This window comes from Dyadobacter sp. HNCC25DJ185 (assembly GCF_056895195.1).
In genome coordinates, this window is the sequence record NZ_JBXHAR010000003.1 from 328,680 (window position 1) to 352,437 (window position 23,758).

At 47.5% G+C, this 23,758-nt stretch carries 24 protein-coding genes; 18 read left to right on the top strand and 6 right to left on the bottom strand.

Annotated features, from left to right (window positions below; genetic code table 11):
• Positions 1–9 precede the first annotated feature (9 nt).
• From AC1XUF_RS09925 to AC1XUF_RS09935, 3 genes are read left to right on the top strand one after another with little or no spacing between them, the layout of a single operon-like run.
• Entirely contained in the window at positions 10–1,122 is a 1,113-nt protein-coding gene (locus AC1XUF_RS09925; RefSeq protein ID WP_483341621.1) for a hypothetical protein, read from the top strand.
• Positions 1,115–2,221 carry an alpha/beta hydrolase gene (locus AC1XUF_RS09930; RefSeq protein WP_483341622.1) on the top strand — a complete coding sequence of 369 codons (1,107 nt, stop codon included), beginning with the start codon at positions 1,115–1,117 and terminating at the stop codon, positions 2,219–2,221. The genes AC1XUF_RS09925 and AC1XUF_RS09930 overlap by 8 nt, the downstream gene beginning before the upstream one ends.
• A 7-nt stretch (positions 2,222–2,228) precedes the next feature.
• Positions 2,229–3,623 carry a Gfo/Idh/MocA family protein gene (locus AC1XUF_RS09935; protein WP_483342022.1) on the top strand — a complete coding sequence of 465 codons (1,395 nt, stop codon included), beginning with the start codon at positions 2,229–2,231 and terminating at the stop codon, positions 3,621–3,623.
• A 2-nt stretch (positions 3,624–3,625) separates the two neighbouring features.
• Here the strand turns inward: AC1XUF_RS09935 and AC1XUF_RS09940 are convergent, their stop codons facing one another.
• Positions 3,626–3,967 (bottom strand): cupin domain-containing protein, encoded by a 342-nt coding sequence (locus AC1XUF_RS09940; protein WP_483341623.1) that lies wholly within the window; start codon positions 3,965–3,967, stop codon positions 3,626–3,628.
• Positions 3,968–4,089: 122 nt separating this feature from the next.
• On the opposite strand from AC1XUF_RS09940, the gene AC1XUF_RS09945 reads away from it, so the two are divergent.
• The 14 genes from AC1XUF_RS09945 to AC1XUF_RS10010 all read left to right on the top strand — a co-directional run bounded on the left by AC1XUF_RS09945 (position 4,090) and on the right by AC1XUF_RS10010 (position 18,787).
• A complete protein-coding gene (locus AC1XUF_RS09945; RefSeq protein ID WP_483341624.1) occupies positions 4,090–4,644 on the top strand; it encodes a hypothetical protein in 555 nt (184 codons plus the stop codon).
• Positions 4,645–4,730: 86 nt separating this feature from the next.
• Positions 4,731–5,285, top strand: a complete 555-nt coding sequence (locus AC1XUF_RS09950; RefSeq protein WP_483341625.1) for a carboxymuconolactone decarboxylase family protein — start codon at positions 4,731–4,733, stop codon at positions 5,283–5,285.
• Between the two features lie 39 nt (positions 5,286–5,324).
• Positions 5,325–5,900, top strand: coding sequence for a carboxymuconolactone decarboxylase family protein (locus tag AC1XUF_RS09955; protein ID WP_483341626.1), 576 nt, complete (start codon positions 5,325–5,327; stop codon positions 5,898–5,900).
• 13 nt (positions 5,901–5,913) lie between these two features.
• Entirely contained in the window at positions 5,914–8,685 is a 2,772-nt protein-coding gene (locus tag AC1XUF_RS09960; protein ID WP_483341627.1) for a TonB-dependent receptor, read from the top strand.
• Between the two features lie 12 nt (positions 8,686–8,697).
• Positions 8,698–9,918: an MFS transporter gene (locus AC1XUF_RS09965; protein ID WP_483341628.1), complete on the top strand. Its 1,221-nt coding sequence runs from the start codon at positions 8,698–8,700 to the stop codon at positions 9,916–9,918.
• A gap of 138 nt (positions 9,919–10,056) precedes the next feature.
• Positions 10,057–11,202, top strand: coding sequence for a DUF3179 domain-containing (seleno)protein (locus tag AC1XUF_RS09970; protein WP_483341629.1), 1,146 nt, complete (start codon positions 10,057–10,059; stop codon positions 11,200–11,202).
• A gap of 223 nt (positions 11,203–11,425) precedes the next feature.
• Positions 11,426–11,992, top strand: coding sequence for an RNA polymerase sigma factor (locus AC1XUF_RS09975; RefSeq protein ID WP_483341630.1), 567 nt, complete (start codon positions 11,426–11,428; stop codon positions 11,990–11,992).
• A 4-nt stretch (positions 11,993–11,996) separates the two neighbouring features.
• The gene (locus AC1XUF_RS09980; RefSeq protein ID WP_483341631.1) at positions 11,997–12,701 is read left to right on the top strand and encodes a hypothetical protein; all 705 of its coding nucleotides are present in this window, start codon (positions 11,997–11,999) and stop codon (positions 12,699–12,701) included.
• A gap of 19 nt (positions 12,702–12,720) precedes the next feature.
• On the top strand, positions 12,721–13,290 hold the full coding sequence (locus tag AC1XUF_RS09985) for an FHA domain-containing protein (protein WP_483341632.1): 570 nt from the start codon (positions 12,721–12,723) through the stop codon (positions 13,288–13,290).
• A gap of 98 nt (positions 13,291–13,388) precedes the next feature.
• On the top strand, positions 13,389–14,171 hold the full coding sequence (locus AC1XUF_RS09990; RefSeq protein ID WP_483341633.1) for a hypothetical protein: 783 nt from the start codon (positions 13,389–13,391) through the stop codon (positions 14,169–14,171).
• 25 nt (positions 14,172–14,196) lie between these two features.
• Positions 14,197–14,781, top strand: a complete 585-nt coding sequence (locus AC1XUF_RS09995; protein ID WP_483341634.1) for an FHA domain-containing protein — start codon at positions 14,197–14,199, stop codon at positions 14,779–14,781.
• Between the two features lie 6 nt (positions 14,782–14,787).
• The gene (locus tag AC1XUF_RS10000) at positions 14,788–15,831 is read left to right on the top strand and encodes a PP2C family protein-serine/threonine phosphatase (protein WP_483341635.1); all 1,044 of its coding nucleotides are present in this window, start codon (positions 14,788–14,790) and stop codon (positions 15,829–15,831) included.
• Positions 15,832–15,881: 50 nt separating this feature from the next.
• Positions 15,882–17,813: a Sel1-like repeat-containing protein kinase family protein gene (locus AC1XUF_RS10005; RefSeq protein ID WP_483341636.1), complete on the top strand. Its 1,932-nt coding sequence runs from the start codon at positions 15,882–15,884 to the stop codon at positions 17,811–17,813.
• An 83-nt stretch (positions 17,814–17,896) separates the two neighbouring features.
• Positions 17,897–18,787, top strand: coding sequence for a caspase family protein (locus AC1XUF_RS10010; protein ID WP_483341637.1), 891 nt, complete (start codon positions 17,897–17,899; stop codon positions 18,785–18,787).
• A gap of 70 nt (positions 18,788–18,857) precedes the next feature.
• Here AC1XUF_RS10010 and AC1XUF_RS10015 read toward each other — a convergent pair whose 3' ends face one another.
• Positions 18,858–19,670 (bottom strand): hypothetical protein, encoded by an 813-nt coding sequence (locus tag AC1XUF_RS10015; protein ID WP_483341638.1) that lies wholly within the window; start codon positions 19,668–19,670, stop codon positions 18,858–18,860.
• A 484-nt stretch (positions 19,671–20,154) separates the two neighbouring features.
• Here AC1XUF_RS10015 and AC1XUF_RS10020 point away from each other — a divergent pair, with 484 nt between their 5' ends.
• Positions 20,155–20,280 carry a hypothetical protein gene (locus tag AC1XUF_RS10020; protein WP_483341639.1) on the top strand — a complete coding sequence of 42 codons (126 nt, stop codon included), beginning with the start codon at positions 20,155–20,157 and terminating at the stop codon, positions 20,278–20,280.
• A gap of 496 nt (positions 20,281–20,776) precedes the next feature.
• Here the strand turns inward: AC1XUF_RS10020 and AC1XUF_RS10025 are convergent, their stop codons facing one another.
• From AC1XUF_RS10025 to AC1XUF_RS10040, 4 genes are all read right to left on the bottom strand, one after another.
• Positions 20,777–21,283, bottom strand: coding sequence for a hypothetical protein (locus tag AC1XUF_RS10025; RefSeq protein WP_483341640.1), 507 nt, complete (start codon positions 21,281–21,283; stop codon positions 20,777–20,779).
• Positions 21,284–21,785: 502 nt separating this feature from the next.
• Positions 21,786–22,307 (bottom strand): RHS repeat-associated core domain-containing protein, encoded by a 522-nt coding sequence (locus AC1XUF_RS10030; protein WP_483341641.1) that lies wholly within the window; start codon positions 22,305–22,307, stop codon positions 21,786–21,788.
• Between the two features lie 174 nt (positions 22,308–22,481).
• Positions 22,482–22,907: a hypothetical protein gene (locus AC1XUF_RS10035; RefSeq protein ID WP_483341642.1), complete on the bottom strand. Its 426-nt coding sequence runs from the start codon at positions 22,905–22,907 to the stop codon at positions 22,482–22,484.
• 8 nt (positions 22,908–22,915) lie between these two features.
• Entirely contained in the window at positions 22,916–23,698 is a 783-nt protein-coding gene (locus AC1XUF_RS10040; RefSeq protein WP_483341643.1) for a hypothetical protein, read from the bottom strand.
• Positions 23,699–23,758: the final 60 nt, after the last annotated feature.

Sequence of the window (23,758 nt, forward strand, 5' to 3'; positions counted from 1 at the left end):
TTCTTTATAATGGAAAATAACCCGATCAACTTTTTGTTCCCGGTTGAAGGTGATGTGCTGCATGCGCGCGATGGAGTAATGACGGACGACTATTTACAGTTCACTGTGAAAATTTCCGCGCCTGAAGATGCGGAGATTTTAGTAAACAATGTCAAGGCTGTTTTTAAGAAAGATGCTTTTTATGCGGAGATCAGGTTAACCGGATATGAAAACAGTATTGAGGCGGAAAATCTGCGTACGGGTGAAAAAGCAAATGTGACCGTTTTCTGGCTGAAAGATTTTGCAGGGCACTACCGGCTATCGATAGACGATAATATCTGGTTTTTAAGGGATATTCAGCAAAATAAGGACGTGTACCAATCACTTTTCGACAACCCTTATCTGGGTTTCCTGAGGGAAGTCAACATTCAGTACGGTACCAAAATCCACCTGAATCTTTTTTATCAGACCGACGGTTTCAATCTTTCTGATTTTACAGACCAGTATAAAAATGAGTGGAAGGACAATTCCAGCTGGCTGCGCCTGAGTTTCCATGCATTGGGGGAGTTTCCGGATAGACCTTATATCAACGCAGGTTACGACGAGGTAAAAAGGGATTGTGACCTGATTATGGGCGAGATACGACGGTTTGCAGGAGAAGAAGTGATGGGCTCTGTTACGACCATCCATTGGGGCGAGGCAACTGCGGAAGGGTCCCGGGCCATGCGCGACGCCGGCTACACCGGACAACTAGGTTACTTTAACGTAGACGATGACGAATACCCGGCTGCATATTATCTGAGCGTAGAACAAAGGCGTAACATTAAGAAACGCTTTGTATGGCGCGATACCACCCAGGACATTACTTTCGTCAGGGCCAGCATAGTGATCGATAAAAAGGAATTGGACGAAATCGTGCCGCATCTGGAAAGTCATGAAAGAAAGGGTACTAAGCCGCCCTTTGTGGACCTGCTGGTGCACGAGCAATACTTTTACCCGTTTTACGAAGCGTACGAGCCCGACTACCGCGAGCGGATACTGACAGCCGTCAAGTGGGCGGATGACAACGGTTATACGCCCGCTTTTTTGACTGAGTCGCTAGCAGCCAAAAGCGACCGCGATTATGTCAGCCCGGATGCATAAAATTGCTGCGATATTCTTGCTCCTGACCGGCTTCTCTGCCAGTCTGATGCCAGGCAGGCTGGAATTGCTCAGCTACAAGAATAGGGCAGGACAGGTGAGGCCGGTAACAACGGCCAAAGCCTGGGAGAAAAAACGCGCCCAGATCCTCGATAGCATGCAGGCCGTGATGGGCAGGTTGCCCGGCCCGGTAGCCCGTGAGCCGGTTTCGGTCCGTTTTGTGGACAGTTTGCGCGAGAAAAATTACAAACGCTATACCATGATCCTGAATGTGGCGGATGGGGAAGAATTAACCGCTTACCTGTACTTACCGATCCAGGGAAAAATACTGATGAAGCGCCGTCCTGCCATGCTTGCCTTGCATGAAACCGACGCGATTGGCAAAAGGAGCGTGGATGGACAGGGAAAGAACAAGAACCTGGGCTATGCCAGGGAACTTGCCGAAAAAGGATATGTGGTGATTGCGCCGGATTATCCGGGTTTCGGGGATTCACAGAATTATGATTTTAAAAATGACCGGTACCAGTCGGGTACCATGAAGGGCATTTTCAACCATATCCGTTGTGTGGATTACCTGGTGTCCAGGGGAGATGTCGATTCCAGGCGCATAGGCGTGATCGGGCATTCCCTGGGCGGCCATAATGCCATGTTTGTGGCAGCCTTTGACAAGAGATTAAAAGTAGTCGTTTCCAGTTGTGGCTGGACCATGCTGGATTACTATAACATCGGAGAGGAAGCTTCCAAAAGGTATGGCGGACGATTGGGCCCGTATGCGCAGGACCGTTACATGCCGCTTTTTAAAGAAAAGTACAACCTGGAAGATGACCGTATCCCATTTGACTACGATGAGCTGATCGGCGCGATCGCCCCACGGCCTTTCTTTTCCAATTCGCCTTTGCGGGACAGCAATTTTGATGTAAAAGGTGTAAAGGCTGGCATCGAAAAAGTGCTGCCGGTGTATAAGTTATTTGGTAAAGAAAAAAACCTATCAGTAGCCTATCCTGATGCTTTGCACGATTTCCCGGCAGAGGTCCGCAAAGAAGCATATCAGTTTATTGATCAGGCACTTTTTTGGAATTCATCACAAAATCAAAGCAAATAATCGGATGATGGACAAGAATCGCAGGGACTTTTTGAAGATCGCAGGATTGGGGGTTGCCGTTGGTGACTTACTGTCTGTAAACAAAAAAGTGAGCGGACAGGATTTGCCTGTTGTTAAAAAGCAGGAGTTCAATATGTGTAATTACGCGGCCCCAAAGCTGCAAACGGTGCGTATAGGGTTTATCGGTTTGGGTAACCGGGGTATGGCGGCAGTGGAAAGGATGAACAAGATCGAGGGTGTAGAGATCAAGGCACTGTGCGATTTGCGTCCCGGGAAAGTGGCCGAAGCTACAAAAATGACAGCCGCTTCCGGCCACAATCCGCAAGGTTTCCACACGAGCCCCGAAGCCTGGAAAAAGCTTTGTGAAATAGAAGACATTGATCTGATATACATTGTAACCCCCTGGGCACTGCACACGCCGATGGCCGTTTTCTCCATGGAACATGGTAAGCATGTTTGCGTGGAAGTGCCTGCGGCTAAGACCATCGAAGAGTGCTGGCAACTGGTGGAAACATCGGAAAAGACCAAAAAGCACTGCATGATGACCGAAAATTGTTGTTATGATTTTTCGGAACTACTGACTCTGAATATGGCCAGGCAGGGCTTTTTCGGCGAGATTGTCCATGGGGAGGGTGCTTACATCCACAATCTGCAGGAATATGTCTTCGACAAGGAGCGGTTTTATCAGATGTGGGAATTAAAAGAAATCTCCGAGCGGACGGGAAACCTGTACCCCACACATGGATTGGGCCCGATTTGTCAGGTGATGAACATTAACAGGGGCGATGCCATGGACTATCTGGTTTCGATGTCGTCCGGGGATTTTATAATGAATGAAATGGCGAAGCGACTGGCAGCCGGCGATGCATTTTTTAAGCCATTTGTAGGCAGGCCTTACAATGGGACTATGAACACCTCTACGATCCGGACTAAGAAAGGGAAAACCATCATGGTACAGTTCGATATCAGCTCGCCACGGCCTTATTCCCGGATCCAGACGATCAGCGGCACCAAAGGATCTGCGCAGAAGTACCCCGAGCCGGCCAGGTATTCACAAGGCCACGAATGGCTTTCGCCGGAAGCATATAAAGAAATCGAGGCCAAATACACACCGCCGATTGTTAAAAAAATAGGTGAAATGGCAAAGAAAGTCGGCGGACACGGGGGCATGGATTTTCTGATGGACTGGCGCACAATCGATTGCCTGAGAAATGGCCTGCCGCTCGATCAGGATGTATATGATGCCGCGTTGTGGAGTTCCATATCGCCGCTCAGCGAATGGTCAGTTGCGCATCGCTCTCATTCCATCGATGTCCCTGATTTTACCCGGGGTGCTTGGAAAACCAATATCCCCGTAGATATCTCGATGGAAAAGGGGGGGAATACAGGGGTACGGTTATAACACTATTCCTGTTGTTTTTCCAGCTCGATAAAATCCTGGCGGGCAGGAGTAAAGCAATCAAGCACTTTGCATGCGGTATGTGCGACTGCCGAATGTGGGGCATTGGAAGGGATATATGCGGTCATCCCGTTGGTCAGCAGCATTTTCTCGCCGTCGATCACAAATTCAAGCTCGCCTTCGAGCACGTGGCACCATTGTTCGTGGAAGTGGCTGTGCTCCGGCAGAACAGTCCCATGGTCTATCGTGAAGTGCGCGAAAGTCTGCTTTTCGGAATGCGCCAGCGTCCCGTAAATTCCGTCCCAGATCTTGACCACTTTATTGGTATTGAAATTTATAAAAGGCATGCTGTATATTTGTAATTGATTTTTCAATAATTTGTATACAAAAATAGGGTGAAAAGCTGCGAAACCTTCAAAAGCTTTTTATACATTTGCGAGAACCACAAGAAAATTTCAATATTTAAGCATTGCGCAGGATTTTATCCATATTGCTTCTAGGGCTTCTGCTTTACAACATGATAGGCTACTCGCTGGTCTACCTGTCGGAAGAGCGGCTTACTGTGAGCGAAACCGGTAAAAATTTTGTAAAGCAAGCAGCAGGATCCGGGGACCTTATCATTAAAGTGCCTGTCGCTGTGCCTTACCAGAACAACTGGGATGCGCCGGAACCGGTTCACGGTCAAATTGAGCACGAGGGCCAGTTTTACCAGATGAAAAGCCAGCAGCTGCTCAACGATACACTGTACGTGCAATGTGAAGTCGATCAGAATGCAAGGGATCGATTCAGTGAGTTGGTTTCCAAAATCAATGACCAGGTTACCGGTCAGTCCGCTGATTCGCAAAAAGGCCAGCATTCCCATATTTTAAAAAATTTATTGAAAGAATATATGAGCCGGGACCGGAAGCACATTTTTTATGTGCTGGAATGGACGCCCGCCCAACACCCTTTTCATACTTCTGTTTGCTCTGTCTTGCCTGAGAGGCATTTCAAAATTCCATCCCCGCCACCCAATCTGGCTTAGTTATATCATTCGTTTACAACCTCTGGCGAGCTGCTCTGCACGCGCCAACAGGAGTAGAACTGATTTACTAAAACAGATATCTTCAAATGGCACATATTTCATTACCCGATGAATCCCTTCCGGGCATCGTAGGATTATTCAATTTTCGCCCTGAAACAGCCACGCCGCTGCAGTTGCTGGCTGAAACTTTACTGAGGGGCGAATCCACCCTAACCAGCGGCGAACGCGAGCTGATCGCCGCGCACGTCTCATACCTGAACAACTGCCACTTTTGCCACACGTCCCACGCATCAGCCGCTATGGCGCATCTGAATTGCGATCTGGGCCTGATCGACGACATCAAGCAGGGGTTCAACGAGATACCTGTTTCCCCTAAGCTTCGCGCCCTGCTTAACATCGCTGCCAAAGTGCAGAAAAGCGGCAAGGAAGTTAAAGAGGAGGACATCGCTGCCGCCCGCGAAGAAGGTGCTACCGATCGTGAAATCCACGATGCCGTACTTATTGCTGCAGCATTCTGCATGTTCAACCGCTACGTCGACGGACTGGGCACCTGGGCGCCACAAGACAATGAGGCGTACCGTGAAATGGGTCAGCGTATGGCGTTTACAGGTTATGTCCGGTACCCGGTTTTGCAAGACTAAGCTTTTCGTCGCCGTTTATCATCATTAAGCATTTACAAAATGCCCTATATCCCACTGCCCGAGCATTTGCCGGGTATCACAGGCTTGCTGGAATACAGCCAGGTCACTGCGCATCCGATCCGGATTTTGACGCAGACGTTATTGCGCGGCGAGTCGTCGTTGACGCCCGCCGAACGCGAACTGATCGCTACGATCGTGTCGCATCACAATGAATGCAAATTCTGCACCGCCGCTCACACCGCTGCTGCCGATGTATTGCTGGGCGAAAGCGAAACCTGCGAGATCATGAAGCAGGATATCGACCTGGCGCCGGTAAGCGAGAAAATGAAAGCATTGCTAAAAATAGCCAGGCAGGTTCAGGTAAGCGGAAAAGCGGTTACTGAAGATGCGATTGCACTGGCCAAAGAGCGCGGTGCGACCGATCTCGAAATCCACGACACCGTGCTGATCGCCGCCCTGTTTTGCCTGTACAACCGCTATGTCGACGGGATGGCCACCGTCGCGCCCGCTGATCCAGCTTTTTATAAAGGTCTGGGACAACGATTGAAAGACAATGGCTACAACAGATTACCCAACGGTTACGACCATTTGAAAAAAGAAAACCAACCCTCCTAAGATTTCATAACCTATGAAAAAACATTTACTCGTTCTCTATGCCCTGCTTCATTTGTTTTTAGCGCAAAGTGTTCACGCGCAATCGACTAAGATTTCAGGTAACGTTTATGACAATGATTCTCAAAAGCCCATCGCTGGTGTTTCGATTAAAGTGAAAGGAAAAAACACCGGCGCAATTACCAATGCCGAAGGTTATTTCGAATTAAAATCGTCGACACCTGCTACGCTGATTGTCTCCCTGATCGGGTATGCAACTCAGGAGACGGAAGTTGTTTCTACGGAGAGCCTGCGTATTAATCTGACCCAATCCATTGAGGAGTTGAATCAGGTGGTGATCACCGCTTCCCGTGTGGAAGAAAGCATTCTGCGCTCGCCGGTCAGCATAGAGAAAATGGATTCGCGGGCTGTGCAGCAGACGCCTTCCGCCAATTATTTTGATGGATTAGTGAATATGAAATCGCTGGATATGGTAACCAGCAGTCTGACTTATAAGCAAATCAACACAAGAGGGTTCAACAGCACCGGAAACAGCCGTTTTCTGCAGTTGGTGGACGGAGTTGATAACCAGCCGTCCGGTCTTGGGTTTGCAATGGGTAACCTCTTTGGACCGCATGATATCGATGTGGAAAGTGTGGAACTGATCCCAGGCGCGGCCTCCGCATTGTATGGCCCGATCGCATTTAATGGAATGTTGAATACAAGGACAAAAAACCCGTTTGAATACCAGGGATTGAGCGCTCAAACCAAGTTTGGCGTGAACCACATTGGCGACGGAACCGGACTCGGAGCGAAACCAATGTACGACCTGGCCATACGCTATGCACAAGCTTTCAACGATAAATTTGCATTCAAGGTCAATGTGTCCTATCTCAAAGGAACAGACTGGTATGCAAATGATTACACCGATATCGACCCCAATACGCCTGCTGCAGACCGCGGCCCGAACAATCCGGGCAAGAACCAGCTGAATATTTACGGTGACGAGGTAGCGCAGACACTTCCAAACATTGGCCGCGTGTCGCGTACAGGTTACGAAGAAAAAGACCTGGCAAACTATGGCGTCTACAGCTTCAAATCCAGCGCCGCGTTGCATTATCGTATTACCGATAAGCTCGAATTGATTTATCAGGCTAACTTCAACCAAGGCACGGCCCAGTATACAGGCAGTAACCGTTTTGTGATCAACGATTTTAAGTTCATGCAACACAAGCTTGAGCTGAAAGGCAGCAACTTTTATGTGCGAGCCTATACCAATAATGAATATTCCACCAATTCATACAATACCCGAGCACTGGGTCAGCAGATCAACCGGACCTGGGTAAAAGACCTCAGCGGCAACACCGTTACACCTGACAAAGCCGACGCAACCTGGTTTGATAGATATGCAGCGGCTTACAATGGAACAGTAACGGGCGTTACTACAAAAGACCACAACGCTGCCCGGGCGTTCGCAGACCAGGGGATGATCATGCCGGGGACCGCTGCATTTGATGCCGCAAAGGAACGGCTGATCCAGACACGCGGACTGGCAGGGGCAGGGATTCTGAGCGAGTGCAGTCTCCGCCACGTGGAGGGGATGTATGATTTCAGCTCAGCATTGAAATTCGTCAACTTGCAGGTGGGCGGAAACTATCGTAAATATTATCTCAACACAGGCGGGACGCTCTTCGATGATAAAGATAAAAATCTTACCAACAGCGAGTACGGCGCCTTTGCTCAACTTTCGAAGTCATTCTGGAAAGATGTTTTGAAAGTGACGCTATCAGGACGTTACGATAAGAATGAAAACTTTGACGGCCGGTTTACACCAAGGGCTTCTGCGGTATTCTCGCCATCGGAAAACCATCATTTCAGGGTTTCTTACCAAACCGGATTTCGTAACCCGACTATCGGTGACCAGTATATTAAGCTGAATGTAGGCCCGATCATCATTCTCGGCGGGGCGCCTGTGAATTCGGCGGGTCTGAACGCTTACGAAAACTCGGTAACCATCGCTTCTTTTTCGGCTTTTGCAAGCGCTTTCGGGGCTGATCTGCAAAAAGGAACGCCTTTCCCGCAAGCTGTTGCCAATAACAAGGATAAATTGGTGAAGTCGAACGTGCCTTACATCAAATCTGAAAAAGTAAAAAGTTACGAGATTGGCTACAAAGGTATTATCGCCAAGAAGCTGCTGTTTGACATCAACTACTATTACAGCGAATACACGGATTTTATGATCAATACCGTGGTTGCCCGAGCGAAATCCAATATTCTATTAGCCGATGGATCGATTAACCCTGCCGCAGCCGCGGAGCTTCTGGGCGCAGACCGACAACTATTCCAGTTGTATACCAATGCTGCCGACAAAGTTTCGATCCAGGGTGTAAGTGCGGGGTTGACCTATTCATTGCCTAAAAATTACAAGCTGGGGGTGAATGCCACTTTCATTGAATTTAACCTCAAAAATGCAGATCCGAACAACATCCCGGCATTTAACACACCAAAAACGAAAACCAATGTGACGTTCGGCAACGCGAAACTGACAGATAAACTGGGCTTTAACGTGGCCTGGCACTGGCAAAGCGCTTTTGACTGGTACGGAACATTCACAGAACTCCGTCCCGGAAGAGTAAATGCTTACAACCTGCTCGACGCTCAAGTGAGCTACCGGATCCCGAGTATTAAGACGGTTGTTAAAGTGGGCGGTTCCAATATTGCCAACAAATACATTGTACAGGCATACGGATCCCCGGCTGTCGGAGGCTTGTATTATGTCAGCTTGAATTTTGATCAGTTATTCAGATAACCCTCAACAGCAATGATGCAGACACTGGACGTAGTTGATTTGGAAGCCAAGCGTGTTTCGGGGAAATGGCTTGCCTTTGGGTTGTGCGTAGTGAGTTATGTTCTCAGTGGTACGGTTTCGACCCTGATGTCGGTATACCTGCCTATTGCGATTCCTGAACTGAAAGGTGTGGCCGTGAGCCAGGCACAATTAGGTGAAATGGGTGCTTACGTAAGTGCCATTTACCTGTATGGCTGGATGGTGGGCGGCTTGTTTTTTGGGCTGGTAAGTGACCGTATCGGCAGGGTAAGGTCACTGGCCCTGGTGACGGGCTTATATGGGCTTTGCACTTGTCTTATTACTGTTGTTCCCGACTGGTACTCATTGCTGGTACTGCGTTTTTTTGCCGGTATGGGCGTCGGCGGCGTATTGTTGATCTCAACAGTTTATATTTCCGAGATCTGGGAGGAACGCAGCCGGGCTGTAATGCTGGGAATCCTGGCGGTGTGTTTTCCGGTAGGAATTGTAACCACGGGAAGCCTGAACCTGATCTTCTCTCATTGGCGCACAGCTTTCGGCATTGGCATTATCCCGGTGCTGGCGGCGGTGCTGATCTTTCTTCTGGCCCCTGAATCCGGCAAATGGAAGATTACAAGGATTGTTACCAAGGATACTGCGGGTATTTTTGATGAAAACAACCGGCCGAACCTGATTTCAGGTGCACTCATTTTCGGTTGCGTGCTCATCGGGCTCTGGGGGATTTTTTCATGGCTGCCTACCTGGGCGCAAACCTTGCTGGCAAAGGGGGAAGTGGGGCAAAAAGAACGTGGGCTGATCATGATCCTGCTTGGTATGGGCGGTATCATCGGCGGCATATTTTCCGGAATGCTGATCAACCGTTTTGGTAAGAAAAAAACATTGATCGGCACGTTCAGCCTGTGTGTGGTCATGTGCGGTGTTCTGTTCCTGACCAATAGTCATTTTTCAACGATCATCTACGTCGAAACCGCCATGCTCGCTTTTGGTTTCGGCATCAGCCAGGGCGCTTTGTCGAGCTATATCCCGGAATTATTCCCGATTTCTATCCGGGGTACGGCAACGGGTTTTTGTTTTAATGTGGGGAGGTTTTTTACTGCGACTGCAGTATTTTTTATCGGATCAATGGTGAGTGTGCTGGGAGGTTTCGGAAATGCATTGCTTGTGTTTACGGTCCCTTTTCTCGTCGCGCTGATCGTAGCTGCAAGAAGCAAATGATCCATGTAATTGCATTATCATAGGTTAATATATTAGGCAAACGGGTTTGCCATATGGCGAACCCGTTTCTTTGTTTATGGCCATTGTTGGTGTTGTCACCAACAACCCAACTGAGAAATAGATACTATTTTTACATATATGAAAAAACTCTTCTACCTCGGAATCCTTGGCATTATCCTTTACGAAATTGCAAAAGTCTATTTCATTATGCCTATGCCGGGCAGCCAGCAGATGAACAGCATTGATGCCGCTTATTTTCTGCACGTTTGGCGATGGGAATTCAGGATATTTTTCTGGGCGCTGATCCTGATCGGGTCTTTTTCTGTTTTTGGCGGAAAAAGAAAATGGGTTCCGGCGCTGTTTCTTTTACTGGCTGTCGGGCTAACGTATGCGACCAACTACGAAATGGCGGCGGATACGATGTTTTATCAGCCCGAAACGGTTATGACCCGGGATTCTGCGTCAAATAAAGTGGGCCTGGAAAGACTGGTGATCGGGGCGGAAATCAATGGAGAGGCCAAAGCTTATCCGATCCAGTACATCGGGTATCACCACCAGGTAAGGGATACGCTGGGCGGCCAACCCATTATGGTCACCTATTGCACGGTCTGCCGGACAGGACGGATTTTTGAGCCGACTGTCGACCGGAAGCCAGCGTCATTCAGGCTGGTGGGTATGGACCATTTCAATGCAATGTTCGAAGATGAAGCTACCGGAAGCTGGTGGCGGCAGGCAAACGGAGAAGCGATTGCAGGGCCTTTGAAAGGCAAAATGTTGCCGGAATTGCCCAGTACACAAACGTCCCTGGCGGAGTGGCTGAAATTGCATCCGGACAGCAAAGTCATGCAGCCCGATCCGGTTTATCAGGCTAAGTACGATTCGATGAGCCGCTATGAAAGTGGCCGGGGGAGATCAGTGCTTACTAAGACCGATACAACAAGCTGGAAGGACAAATCCTGGGTGGTGGGTGTGCAGGTGAAAGGTAAAAGCAAGGCTTTCGACTGGCAGCGCCTGAAAAAGGAAAGGGTAGTTAATGACCAGGTTGGGCAGGTCCCCGTAGTTGTTGCGATGGCGTCGGACAACCAGAGCTTTTTTGCTTTCGAAAGACCCTCGAAAGATCAGCAGTTTTTAATCAGAAATGATACACTTTTTGTGGATCAAACCCCATTCAACCTCCTTGGAAAACGCCTGACGGGCACTGGTGAGGACCTGGAGCGGGTGAATGCCTACCAGGAGTTCTGGCATAGCTGGCGCACCTTTCATCCGGATACTCAGAAATATTAGCTGCTGCCATTCCATAAAATAGTTAGAACTAGGTATTGAACCGGACTTCTCCCGAGGGGAAATTTGTCTGGCCGATTGTAAAGGATAATTCGATGTAGAAGGTTGCTTAGGCAGCCTGAATTATATCGTGTTATCCTTTACTTGTTTCGGAATGAGATACTGGCCGCGATGGAAAAAATAATCTGGATTAGAAGTGACTTTTCCCTCTTCTGAACGATCCACTATGGTAACAGAAATTGGTTCTCCGGACTCTCCGCTAATCCAGGCTATCAAAGATGGAAATGAAAAGGCTATGGGCCTTTTTTACAAGGACAATTTTGGGAAAATCCTTCACATGGTGCTGAAAAACAGCGGAGGACAGGACGATGCCCAGGACGTTTACCAGGAGTCGATGATGGAGGTGGTATTGCAAGTCAGAAAAGGCAGGCTGGACCAGTTAAGCAGCAGGCTGTCGACTTACCTCTATTCGATCTGCTACTACAAATGGATCGACCGGCTGAGGCAGAAGGGGAAGGTAGTAGAATCGGGATTTGATGAAGAACTGGATAGGGCTGTCATCGAAGAAGATCACGATTCGCCCTATATGCGGGCTCTGGAAAAGGTGCTCGGACAAATTGGGGAGAAGTGTATGATGCTGTTACAGGCCTTTTATTATGAAAAGCTGACCATGTCCCAAATCGCATCCAGACTAGGCTTTATGGACGATAATTCCGCCAAAAGTCAGAAAAACAAGTGTATGGATAAAGCGCGTTTACTGGGCAAAAACGTATTGCAACAACTTTACAGCTAATACCATGGAAAATGACAGCAAAACCGAATGGATAGACCAGTACCTCGACAACGAGATGCCGGCAGCTGAAAAATATTCCTTCGAAAACCAGATGTTGCAGGACAGAGACCTCAGGCTGGAAGTAGAGGCCCAGCGCGCAGTCAGAAACCTGATCGCGGTAAGGACGGAAAAATATAAGCTGCGTAATCTGTTCAACAGGTTTCAGGCCGAAATGGCGGAGGAAAAACGGAAGGAGGCCAGGGAAATCCCGGTTATACAGCTGAATAACCCAAAGAGAAAGATGGATGCGAAAGTGACCTGGGGCAACTGGTCGTATATGGCTGTTGCAGCCTCCGTTGCGCTTACCATGATCGGGATATGGACGGTTTTAAAACAAAGAGACCAGATCGGAGACCAGGTGGAGGTTCGTCAGGAGAAAAAGTCGGAAACTTTCAGGGTGCCGTTACTGATCTGGAAGAGTGAAAATTTCAAGCCCGAGTTGCGGGCCAGGCAGCAGATCGATGTCTCCATTCTCCGGAGCAAGCAATACAAACAAAATTACCGGTTTACGAATACTTTGGAAATATACTCCGATACGCTTACAGAAAAGCACCAGAAGATCAGCTTAGCGTATGATCTGGATGCCCGCCAATACCTGTTGCATATCGGCGAGCTCAGCTACCCTATACAAAAAACGGATCAGGTCATCCCTTTACCTCTGTCCAAATAACGCTTCGTTTCTCTACGCAATGAACCAGCAAAAACTCCGTATTGGGCGTAAGCCGGATAACGATATTGTTGTCGATCATCCGAGCGTCAGCGCGTATCATGCATTTGCTACCCTGGGCCCCGAAAATTCGGGATTACTGGAAGATAACGATTCTTCGAATGGCACTTATGTAGATGGTGTCCGGATCAGGAAAACCGAGTTTAATCCGCGCAGCAGCATTCTTTTGGGCAAGCTTCCCTTTGATGCCAATAAAATTTTCCGCTACAACAAGCGGCCCGACGACTTCATCTCCGAATTCCGGGAAATGCGCCCCGTGTGGGATGCATTGGAAAAAGAGCGCATAGCGATGCTCGAGATCCAGAAAAAGATCGACGTGATGCTGGCCATTCCGTACATCGGCAGGCTCATCATCCTGATCATGAACAAGCATTATCAAATTGAGGAAAGAAGGGTCAAATGGAAAGAAGATATCCGCAGACTTTGGGTATGCCCGGCTTGCCAGCAACCATTGCGCGATTACGACTGGCTGACCTGGAATGATTGCGAGCATTTAAGAAAATGCCCGAAATGCAAAGCCAGGTGGTTTTAAATTTCCCCCAAAAAATCCGGTGACCTTTTACCAGGCTTTACGACAAAGGTTCAGAACGGCCAGGTTGGCCCATTTATTAACTTTTAAATTTTAAAACCATGTCAGACGAAACACAAGTAATCGAGGAAAGCAATGAATTGGTGCCGGTGCAGGTAACCGGGAAAAAAGCACAAAAAGGAAAAGGTTTGGCTGCAGTTGCCGCAGGTGCCGTGGCAGGAATGGGGGCAATCGCTTACGATGCCAATGCGGATGAGCTGGCGAGACTGACCGCTCCCGATAAATCAGGGGAGAGCTCTTCGGCTGGCCCCTCCGACAGTTCTCACGTTCAGGCCGATTCGGTGCCATCCGATAGTCATCCTGGACCAGCGCCCGCTTCGTCTATTCCCGGTCAACCTGATGTGGCGTTGCTGCCCGATCACATACACGTCGTCAATGCTCCGGACAGCATGACATTCGAACAAGCCTTTAACTGGGCCAGGGAAACAGAAGGCCCTGCGCAGCTTTTCGAATGGAATGGTGAGTTGTACCATACCTGCCATGCCAATGAATACGCAGCATTGCCAGAAGACCTCAAAACCGTTTTCGAAACCCTTTGGACTGCCAATGAAGCTGAAAGCTTTTCTGTTATCGGATTTTCAGAAGATGAAGTGGTATACGACCTCGACATCGATCCTGCATCCCATGATATCCTGATCACGGAAAACATGGATACAACAGACGGATCACCGGCAGCACCGGAACCTGTAACGCAAGAAACCGTAGCCCAACCCGACAGCGTAACCATGGATAACGAGGTATACGACTTCACCTATACCGAGGAAGATTTCGATAACAACTTCGACGGGGCGGACGAATGGGTTAACGAGGACGATGTGGCTTAATGCTCACTTTTAAGCTGACTAATTGATGATCGTTGTCTGTCCTTCCTGCAATGCACAGCTCAGGGTTAATGAAAAAGCCTTCAATGTGCAAAACCCGCTGATCACCTGCGTGCGCTGCAAGGCGCCGATCAAAGTAAACCTGCCCGCGCCGTCCGCTGCAGTTGAATCGGCGAGGGATGAATCCACGATTGTTTTTGAACCCTCAGAAGTAGGCTGGATCATCGTGCACGACGAGTTTACCGAATCGCAGACCCTACCTTTGAAGCCCGGTGCCCAGATCGTCGGAAGGTATTCGGAAAGTAAGCCTTGTGAGGTGATGATACGTTCGGACGACCGGTTTATGAGCCGGAGGCACCTGGTGATCGAAGTGGTTAAAAGTAAAGAAGGGATTTACAAATACTGGGTGTCGGAACATCCCGACTGCACTAATCCGACCTTCGTCGACACTTATCCGCTGAAACGCGGGACTACGCTAGAACTGGTGGACGGGGCGATGATGCAATTGGGGAAAACCAAAGTCGCACTGAAGACTGCTGCCGCTTCCGGAACAGCCCGTAAAGCTTCCGAGGAAGTTCAAAACACGGATTTTGCAAAGACCATACTTTTTTGACAATGTATGAAGATTGAAATAGCGGCGCCGCTCTCCATTCATGGGATGGGGAAGCGAGGCAATAACGAGGATAACCTTTTCCCAACCCATGGGAAAGCTACCGCACAGGACAACATGTTCCTCGTGTGCGATGGGGTAGGAGGCAGTGAAAAGGGGGAGGTCGCCAGTGAAATTGCCTGTAAAACCATCCCTGAATATTATCAGCGCAACAGAATTCCGGAAAGTACAACGGCGAGTGTAAATAGCGCAGTTGCTTGTGCACAGGCCGAAATAAGGAGGTTTGCCGAAACCAATCCCGCATCACAGGAAATGGCCACCACGCTGACTTTCCTTCATTTGCACGAGAAAGGCGCCACGGTGGCTCATGTGGGCGATAGCCGTGTTTACCATGTTCGTGATGGTGCAGTTCTGTGGCATACCCGCGATCACAGTTACGTCAATGATCTGATTAAGGCCGGAGTGATCACTGACGAGGAAGCCCGGACACACCCACGTAAAAATGTGATTATGCGGGCGTTGCATGGAGGATCCGGTGACGTACAGCCGGACGTTCATCACATCGCCGACCTGTCGGCGGGGGATTATTTCTTCCTCTGTTCCGATGGTATCCTTGAAAGTATCGACGAAAAACAACTGACGGATATTCTGCGTGGGGATATGAGCGATGAAGCGAAAATGCGGCTGATCCAAAGAAAATGCGAGGAACACAGCAATGATAACTTCACGGCGTATCTCGTAGGGATCCAATCGGTGGAGCGGCTCACCGTGGAGCTGATACCGGAAACGCTCATCGCTAAAAAAACGGAGGTTGCCAAAACCGAAGCCGTACCCACAAAGAATACTCGTAATGTGAATCTGTGGCTGGTACTCTTGCTGCTCATGATTGGCTCGGGAGGTTATCTGCTGGGCAGAAAAAAGGACTCCGTCGGGAAGGATAAAGCCAAAGCAGAACAGGTTACTGCCAAGACGGACACCATCATTGCGGTACACACCAATACCAAATCCAAAAAACTTTCGGTCAAAGGGAAAAAAGCTCAAAAAGTGCGGTGACCTCTTGGCCTGACTTCCGACAAAGTCACAAAGAACAAAACATCAAGATCATGACTTACGAAGAATTTTTGAAGAGATACGAGTTCGATACCCAGGATAAAAAGGCCCTGTTGGGTGCGGGTGGTTTCGGTTCGGTGCACAAGGCATTCGATTCAGTTCAGAAGCGTTATGTGGCGGTGAAAATTGCAGAAGTAAAGCACGAAAAATTTAACCTGCTTTATGAAAAGCAAATTGTGGACGAGCTCGATTCGCATGAGCATGTGGCACGCTACGGAAACTGTTACCGCTTTCAGTTTATGCCTGTACGTTACGATTATGCGATCCTCAATTTTTATGAAGAAGGAAATCTGGCCGATGTTTTGAAAAAATACCCGCTTACCATGGGTCAAAAACAGGAGATACTGGAAGGTATCCTGAAAGGTATCGGCCATTTGCACCGCCACCATATTATCCACCGGGATATGAAGCCGCAAAATATCCTGATGGACCGTCAGGGAAATCGCTGGGTACCCAAGCTGACGGATTTTGGGCTGAGCAAACTGGCCGATAGCAATACCAGGCCGGTGGAAAATTCGTCCATCGGGTTATCCATTGCTTATGCGGCCCCAGAGCAGATCCAGAACCGCGAGATCAGGCATAATGTGGACTTATGGGCATTTGGAATTATTGCCTTTCACATGTTTGTCGGCGATTTGCCTTTTGATGCAACCCGCTCCACGAGCCAGGAGAGCTGGAATTTGGAAGTAAGCAAGCTGATCGTGAAAGGAAAAGTACCTGAGAAGCTGGGCCAGGTACCGGAACCGTTTAGGACGATTATCAAGAAATCTTTGGTGGCCGACAACACCAAAAGGGTTCAAAAAGCAGAAGAGCTGCTCGCTATCTTGGGGGTGTCCCCGGCTCCAAAGGTCGAAAAGCAGGTTTTGAACGACGAAAATACGATCCGCCTCGACGAGCCTTTTTCCAATGTAAAAGAACTGACTAGCCGGGCGGATGAATTTTTCAGGGCTGCGGAAAATAAATCAGGTTTTGAAAAAGAGCACTTGTTCAACGAAGCGCTCAAAAAATACCAGGAGGTCCTTGGTATCGATCCGTCCAATGTGTACGCAAAAACACAGGCCGGTATATGCACAGCGAAGATGAAAAAAGGGGCACCGCCTTTTAAAATTCCTTCTAAAAAAGTCGCCTGGGCTGGCGCTGCCGGGGTATTGGGAATCGTTCTCGTCATTTTTTTTTACTGGCAGTCTGCTGCTGAAAAAGATCTTTCGTGGGCTAAGTCAGCATTTTTCTCAACAGCCGCCGCTCGGGATTCCGTTAGGATCAATCAGGAAATATTTCAAATCCTTGATAAATATTCCGGCACAATCGCCATGGACGATACCAGCAATTACATGCTTGGGGTATTTTACAAAGATGGAAAAGCAGGCACACAGCCTGATTTTAAGAAGGCCATGGACTATTTTGAAAAGGGAGAAGATTATGAATGGGCTAAATACAGCCTGGCTAAGCTTTATTTCGAAGGTAAAGGCACAAGGACCAATTACGAAACTGCGGCGGAATATTATGAAGCTTCCTACAATCAAAAGCAAATTTTAAGGGCAGCAGAGTGTCTGGGTTACATTTACGCAGAGGGCGGTTTTGGAGTGAAGCAAGATTATCCACGGGCAAGGACATGGTTTGAACGTGCTGCACTTGCTCAATCCAGCCTGGCACAATTCGAATTGGGCAGATTTTATCAGGATGGATTGGGTGTTCCCAAAGATGAAACCAAAGCAAAGTACTACTACGGTTTGTCCGCCGCCCAGGGCAACTGGAATGCCCAGCAGTCACTGTACAGTATGGGCAAAAGGAGGAAAAACCCTTATACGGCCGCGATCAATCCTTATACCACAGCCAAAGCCAAGCACAACAAACCCAAGAGCAATGCTGGTGCATTTTGGCAAAAAGTAGGAAACGACCTTTTCAACCAAGCCATCCGCAGATAAAAAAAATCTACACGCCCATTCCAAGGCTGCCACATTCCAGTTCCACGGCGGACTCATTCATTCACTCATTAATCTTCTCCCAAATGAAAAATATTACAAGTGTCCTGATCTTTCTAGTCGTAGCCGGCGGTATATTTTTTGGCTACAAATGGTTCAAAAGCTCCGAGCAATACGATGGCGAAACCTATGCAGTGGTGGTGGGAATATCTGATTATCTGAACGGCGTAGATCCACAAAAGGCAGGCAATGGCCAGTTGAACGACCTCAGTTATTGCGACGACGACGCCAAGATGTTCTACGATTTTCTAAAAAGTTCGGCAGGCGGCTCAGTTCCGGAAGAAAATATCTCGCTACTGATCGACAGCCAAGCCAGTAAGTCTCAGATATTGAGCAAGCTGGATGAGATCTTTGCCAAATCTACTTCGAATGACCGCGTGATCTTTTACTTTGCAGGCCATGGTGCCAACGGCATCTTTGTTCCTTACGACGTGGTATTGGGCAACAAAGAAACCGAGCTGGTACATAAGGACATTAAAAATGCATTCAAAAAGTGTCATGCCAAAACCAGGCTCTGCTTTGCGGATGCATGTATGTCGGGCAGCATGAAAAACAGGGAAAGGGCGGCGGTGGAAGGTCCGGATCAGCAAATAGCTCAGGATCCCCGCATTTCCTTGCGTTCTTTTGAAGATGTAGAGTCGGGATTGGTGGTCTTGATGGCAGCACGTTCTTACCAATATTCGTCCGAAAACCCCGATATCCAGCATGGCTACTTTACGAAATTCCTGGTCGACGGCATGCAGGGACCAGCTGACAAAAACAAAGATGACCTCGTGACGATCAAGGAAGCATTCGACTACTTGTACCTGCACTTGTCCACATTACCGAAATACGGCCCTGAGGACAAAGGCCAGATCCCGGTAATCTTCGGAAAATACGATGAGAATATGCCTGTGTCGTGGTTGAAGTCGGCGTAGGGGTTCAGTACAGAATCAGAAAAGCCTAAAGAGTGCCTAACGTTCCTCGCTCCTCAGCTTTGGCAACGACTTAATTAGGATCGTAATTGGATAATGTTGAAAAGTGCCCTGCATTGAATGCGTTACGTATGATGGCGATATCAACCGCTGCCACAACGCCATCCATGTTCAGATCTGTCGGAACATAGGTCGCAAAAATCCCCTTATTGAATGCGGACCTTACTTTTACAAGGTCAAGCGATTGTACTACATAATCCCCGTTTAGATCTCCCGACCACATTGCCCATTTCCCATTGAGATTAGTCGTTTGAGGAGGATCGCTTGCCAGCTTATTAGCTTTTGTAAGGTCATTGGTAAAATCATAGGGCACAGTCCCGGAATTAAAAGCTGCGATTGCATTGCTCATAATTGCTACATGGTTCCGGTGTTTGATGGCAACATGAACAGGGCCGGGCTGCGCAACAAATTTTGGAACGGCCCCATCAACATCGACAATGCTGCCATTTGTTTTCAATAACAGGCTTTTGGATTGCAATATCACCGCCGGATTTGCGGCATTTCGGATCTCGACTTTTACCCAGTCTACCAAGGCTCCGGCTACACCCGCGGGGTCTCCAATGTTGGGATAAGTTGCACCCCCGTTATAAGGGTCAGTTGAGGGCAACAGACCTGAAGTGGCTGTGAAATAGATCTGTAGATCGTTAGCCATATCAACTTGCCCACTACGGTATGCCCCTTTTAAATAGACTTTTGCATCTAATTGAACCAGAGAACCATCGTACTCTCTTTTAAGTCGATTGCCGGCATTGTCGTAGGCGAATTTGACTTGGGCTATGCAGACATTGGATAGCAAAAGTGCTATAATCAGGCAATGGATTTTCATGGAGTATGTGTTTGAATTCTTTTTGAGTGAAGGGAGAATGCTTTCTATTAATTCATTGAGGCAATTAAAGACAGTCCTTTTCTGAATTTGGAATTCCAGGATCGACCGTTCCGTCTTTCGTTGCCTGTGCAGGATAATAGCACCCGTCTTTTGTTTTGAACACAGTCATGTCCTTTTTGCAGGGTATTGCGCATGCTACTCCCTCCACAATGCTGATATGGTGGTCGCGGCTCTGAACCTCCATTCCGAACCAGAACGGTCCGCTGTAAACGGTTCCATCATAACGCTTTCCATTCCAGGCATTTTCTCTCAGATTGCCGGAATGGACAAACGTAACCCCTCTCCATAGTAATGTGTCTTTTCCCGGGGTTAGGATCGTTAAGTTGACCAGGGCAAGAACTTCGGAATTGATTGAAGGTATAAAAAGATCATTAATGCCGTCCCCATTAGGCGTGAAAACATTAGGGATGTAAATGCTTGTACCATGATCTTTAAAAACAACCGGCTGGGTGCCACAGCAGGATTCGTAACCCTCCGGAATCGGCTGTGCTGGTTCCGTTTGCGCTGGGCAGGATTGCAGCCCGAGTGTCAGGAGGGCGGGCAGGACTAGTTGTAGCGTGTGTTTCAGGTTCGTGAAAGTGGTTATTTGGGATGATGAATGATCTTGGAAATGTCGAATCTGCGAACCGTGAGGGCTTGATGACCGATCCGCAATTCGAAAGTACCTACTGGCTAAGAAATTTTTTATATTTACTTTTTCCGTGAAATATTTACTGTTTTAGGGGAATTGCCAGTTAATATTGTTGTGATTTCTCTTTTTGTTTCGCTATTATTTGGTTGTCAATAATATTGTTAAAATAACTATTTGTTGTGCAAGAGTTTTTTAACGGTGGTTTGATTTTTTTAACGGTATGGTGTTGATTGAATGTGTCAGCTCATATCCAGCTATTAGCGCTAAGAGGATAAGATTATCACGCTCTTATTCACTAATATCTTCTTAATACTTTTCCATAAAGCAAAATCGAAAACTGTTAGCGGTCTTTAAGGATTAAAATAATATTGCAAAAAGTTGATTGAGCTTCTTGTATCAAGTAGGGTAGGTTATTTTATTTATTTTCTTCGTCCAATTTCAAATCGACCGGCACATCTAATTCTTTTCTTTTTGACAGATATTCCGTTTTGGTTAGCGGGCCGTACAGTTTTTTTTTCTTGTGAGATATAATCCAATAGTTCACCTCGTGTAAGAATATTTTTTGATAGTACGGGTCGTGGGTAATGATACTATCTGCGACTAAATCACTGTCTAGCATTTCTTTTTCCGAATTGGTAGGGTACCGTTTTCGATCGGCGCTTCGGAGTTTAAAGGAAATTTGAGATTCATGGCCTTTTTTGCTTGGTCGTTGAACTGCAATAATGAAATAATTATCATATGTATAGTCGATAACCTCTCCGTAAATACTTGGAAATAAGTCTGTTGATGGAGATTGGATTATATTAAGTATGCCGCCATAATTTACATAGATAAAGCCACCGCTTAGCTCTTCGGTATAATTGGAAATGCCACCTCCGCAGCTTATACATGCCGTTACGAAAATTAGCTTTAAGTATCTCATTTTAATAAGGTTTATATAGTTTGTACTGATTGATTATACCCTCACCACTATATCGGATCATGTATTTCATTATCTGCGACGTCCCCAATTGAGTGGCAGTCCACCTTCCCCAAGTATTGAAGGTGTTTCTGAAGAAATTGTCAAAATATGCCCCCTTTTGATCAAAGTCGTATTCGCTATTTTGTATTTTGACTCTTTGAGAGTTTAACCTTTCCATATAAATTCTCCCATGAACTAATCCGTCTTCTGAATTATAGAGTGTTTGGACATGTTTTCCGCCTTCGCTATTCCAACCCTCATCCTTAACCCACCCCAAATCTAGTTTGCTCGCATCGATCATTATATCTCGTCCTCCGCCTCTCCGTGCCCATTCATTCGACTCCCCTAAACTCAGCCTGCCATCTGCTAAAATACGTCTCTGTAATCTGGCCGCCGCACGGTCATCTAGTGCATGCGCTGCATGGTTAAACCCAGCCACAATCCCAGCCTGCGCAGCCCCTTTTCAGAAATTGCCTCCGCTCAATTCCGAGACAACGCCGCCAAATGCTGCGGACGCGCCAATTTGCAATGCTGTGCTCATCCCTGCGGTAGCAGAACCTACTACCGAACCGGCTAACCCGGTGAGGAATCCAGTTTTAAAACTTCCTCCCTGAGCTGCTGACATAACACCTCCAAAAGTGCCATGTGCTGCGGCTTGCACCCCAGCCTGCAACAAACCGCTGGAAATTCCGGAGGTTGCGCCTCCAATGAGGGAAGACACTCCCGACGTGATAAAGCCAACGGCCACAGATACGCCAAACTCATTCCAATCCCAGTTTTTGAACCCTCCTTTGCTGAAACCAACACTCAATGTATAGCTGGCCCCGCCAATCAGGGCGCCAATTAAAGGATTGTTCCCGTCTGTATCCCTATATGTAAGCGGGTTGTTCTTTGCATAAGAATACCGGTTATAAGACTGCATCGAATAAACATCCTGCACATAATTATCAACGCTCAAAACCCGCCCCACCACCGGATCATACATCCGGCGGTGGGGCGGGTTGCATTCATATTGATCAGGTTAAAATTGGTCAAATGCTCAGGCGCCTGTAAAGCCGCGATAGAGATAGCTGGTTGGCGCAGGCACATTGCTGTAATCCCAGTTGGCAGAGTGGCGATCCACAAGATTGGTTGAGATAATACGTTTTCTAATACAATGCTATGGATAAATAAGCGTCCAATTGTTTTTATTGAGGTAATCGATTGTAACATCAAATCGTTTTAATACAAGATCTTTCCGTTTTCCCAGGCTATCGCAGCCATACTTATCTATGTATTTAGCTGCGGAATCTGCATGGTAAACAAGGAACACTTCGGTGCTATTGGAAAATTTGGAAAGTTTGTCTTCCCATCTTTCGCCATTCCCTGTCGGATCCAACTTTTCCTCGTCGGGTTCTACAGGGGAGTAAGCCATTTTACCGGCATTACAATAGTGAAATTTGTAAGGTTCAAGAGAATCTCCCTGATACGCTCCCGATACAAAAGCAATAGGCGTTGATGAATGATTTTGTAGCATCAGCCGTGAATCCACCGGGGGATCGCAGGAAATCAAAGCCAGTAATGATGTGATTATTAAATTTTTCATATTTATGTTTATTTGTAAAATCTTGTTATGGCAAGCGGATCGAAAATAAATCCAGCGACGTTGCCCCATTTTTTTGCTTTTATATCTCCAAGTGGAAAATCTTCGAAATTCCATCCCTGTCTAATAATTATCCTACTTCCAAAATGTTCAAAACTTCTCCTATTGGCGTCCTGTTCAACCCACAGGCTATTATGATCGCCTGAACCACTTGCTGATATTAGACTAGGCAATCCATATTTATTGATCCAGATAGGGCCATTTTCCTGACTTTGCAGATAATGCCCGTATTCGTGCAGAAGCAAATTATTTCCTAGTAATGGTCCTCTAATGTCATCTCTGTTTGCTGAGATATATGATCCAATTGTAACCGCAGCGCCGTCGTGGAAAACCTTGGAGCCTCTAACTACTGTCGCGCCTTCAAAGCAATCAACATCAATATCAGGGTCAATATTATTGTACAAAGTTGCGAAGCCCAGCCCAAATGCGTTTTGAAGAGGTTCCCATAAATGGCGACTGGCGACCTGCTTCGGTGTTCCTGTGAATTGGCCACCAAGTAATTGATTGAAATTCTTTATTTTGTTGGTTCCTGCATCAAATCCCCTTTGAACGAAGCCCGTCGAAAACCCACCCAAAGTAGCGGCATCAACTATTGCAATTGATGGATTCAGAGTCATGAGGGTGGGCAAGAACAACGTGGCGCGTAAAAAAGGACTTCGTTTCCCAACCCAATCCTCAAAATTGCTCTTCCAAGTCTCGCCACTCGGATCCGTATACCTCAACGGATTATTCATCACATAACTATACCGGTTATAGTCCTGCGTCGAATAAGCATCCTGCACATAATTATCCAC

What these genes read in the sequence shown, in the direction of transcription:
- AC1XUF_RS09925 (WP_483341621.1), top strand. Translation starts at nt 10, where the DNA reads ATGGAAAATAACCCGATCAACTTTTTGTTCCCGGTTGAAGGTGATGTG.
- AC1XUF_RS09930 (WP_483341622.1), top strand. Translation starts at nt 1,115, where the DNA reads ATGCATAAAATTGCTGCGATATTCTTGCTCCTGACCGGCTTCTCTGCC.
- AC1XUF_RS09935 (WP_483342022.1), top strand. Translation starts at nt 2,229, where the DNA reads ATGGACAAGAATCGCAGGGACTTTTTGAAGATCGCAGGATTGGGGGTT.
- AC1XUF_RS09940 (WP_483341623.1), bottom strand. Translation starts at nt 3,967, where the DNA reads ATGCCTTTTATAAATTTCAATACCAATAAAGTGGTCAAGATCTGGGAC.
- AC1XUF_RS09950 (WP_483341625.1), top strand. Translation starts at nt 4,731, where the DNA reads ATGGCACATATTTCATTACCCGATGAATCCCTTCCGGGCATCGTAGGA.
- AC1XUF_RS09955 (WP_483341626.1), top strand. Translation starts at nt 5,325, where the DNA reads ATGCCCTATATCCCACTGCCCGAGCATTTGCCGGGTATCACAGGCTTG.
- AC1XUF_RS09960 (WP_483341627.1), top strand. Translation starts at nt 5,914, where the DNA reads ATGAAAAAACATTTACTCGTTCTCTATGCCCTGCTTCATTTGTTTTTA.
- AC1XUF_RS09965 (WP_483341628.1), top strand. Translation starts at nt 8,698, where the DNA reads ATGATGCAGACACTGGACGTAGTTGATTTGGAAGCCAAGCGTGTTTCG.
- AC1XUF_RS09970 (WP_483341629.1), top strand. Translation starts at nt 10,057, where the DNA reads ATGAAAAAACTCTTCTACCTCGGAATCCTTGGCATTATCCTTTACGAA.
- AC1XUF_RS09975 (WP_483341630.1), top strand. Translation starts at nt 11,426, where the DNA reads ATGGTAACAGAAATTGGTTCTCCGGACTCTCCGCTAATCCAGGCTATC.
- AC1XUF_RS09980 (WP_483341631.1), top strand. Translation starts at nt 11,997, where the DNA reads ATGGAAAATGACAGCAAAACCGAATGGATAGACCAGTACCTCGACAAC.
- AC1XUF_RS09985 (WP_483341632.1), top strand. Translation starts at nt 12,721, where the DNA reads ATGAACCAGCAAAAACTCCGTATTGGGCGTAAGCCGGATAACGATATT.
- AC1XUF_RS09990 (WP_483341633.1), top strand. Translation starts at nt 13,389, where the DNA reads ATGTCAGACGAAACACAAGTAATCGAGGAAAGCAATGAATTGGTGCCG.
- AC1XUF_RS09995 (WP_483341634.1), top strand. Translation starts at nt 14,197, where the DNA reads ATGATCGTTGTCTGTCCTTCCTGCAATGCACAGCTCAGGGTTAATGAA.
- AC1XUF_RS10000 (WP_483341635.1), top strand. Translation starts at nt 14,788, where the DNA reads ATGAAGATTGAAATAGCGGCGCCGCTCTCCATTCATGGGATGGGGAAG.
- AC1XUF_RS10005 (WP_483341636.1), top strand. Translation starts at nt 15,882, where the DNA reads ATGACTTACGAAGAATTTTTGAAGAGATACGAGTTCGATACCCAGGAT.
- AC1XUF_RS10010 (WP_483341637.1), top strand. Translation starts at nt 17,897, where the DNA reads ATGAAAAATATTACAAGTGTCCTGATCTTTCTAGTCGTAGCCGGCGGT.
- AC1XUF_RS10015 (WP_483341638.1), bottom strand. Translation starts at nt 19,670, where the DNA reads ATGAAAATCCATTGCCTGATTATAGCACTTTTGCTATCCAATGTCTGC.
- AC1XUF_RS10020 (WP_483341639.1), top strand. Translation starts at nt 20,155, where the DNA reads ATGATCTTTAAAAACAACCGGCTGGGTGCCACAGCAGGATTCGTAACC.
- AC1XUF_RS10025 (WP_483341640.1), bottom strand. Translation starts at nt 21,283, where the DNA reads ATGAGATACTTAAAGCTAATTTTCGTAACGGCATGTATAAGCTGCGGA.
- AC1XUF_RS10030 (WP_483341641.1), bottom strand. Translation starts at nt 22,307, where the DNA reads ATGTATGATCCGGTGGTGGGGCGGGTTTTGAGCGTTGATAATTATGTG.
- AC1XUF_RS10035 (WP_483341642.1), bottom strand. Translation starts at nt 22,907, where the DNA reads ATGAAAAATTTAATAATCACATCATTACTGGCTTTGATTTCCTGCGAT.
- AC1XUF_RS10040 (WP_483341643.1), bottom strand. Translation starts at nt 23,698, where the DNA reads ATGAATAATCCGTTGAGGTATACGGATCCGAGTGGCGAGACTTGGAAG.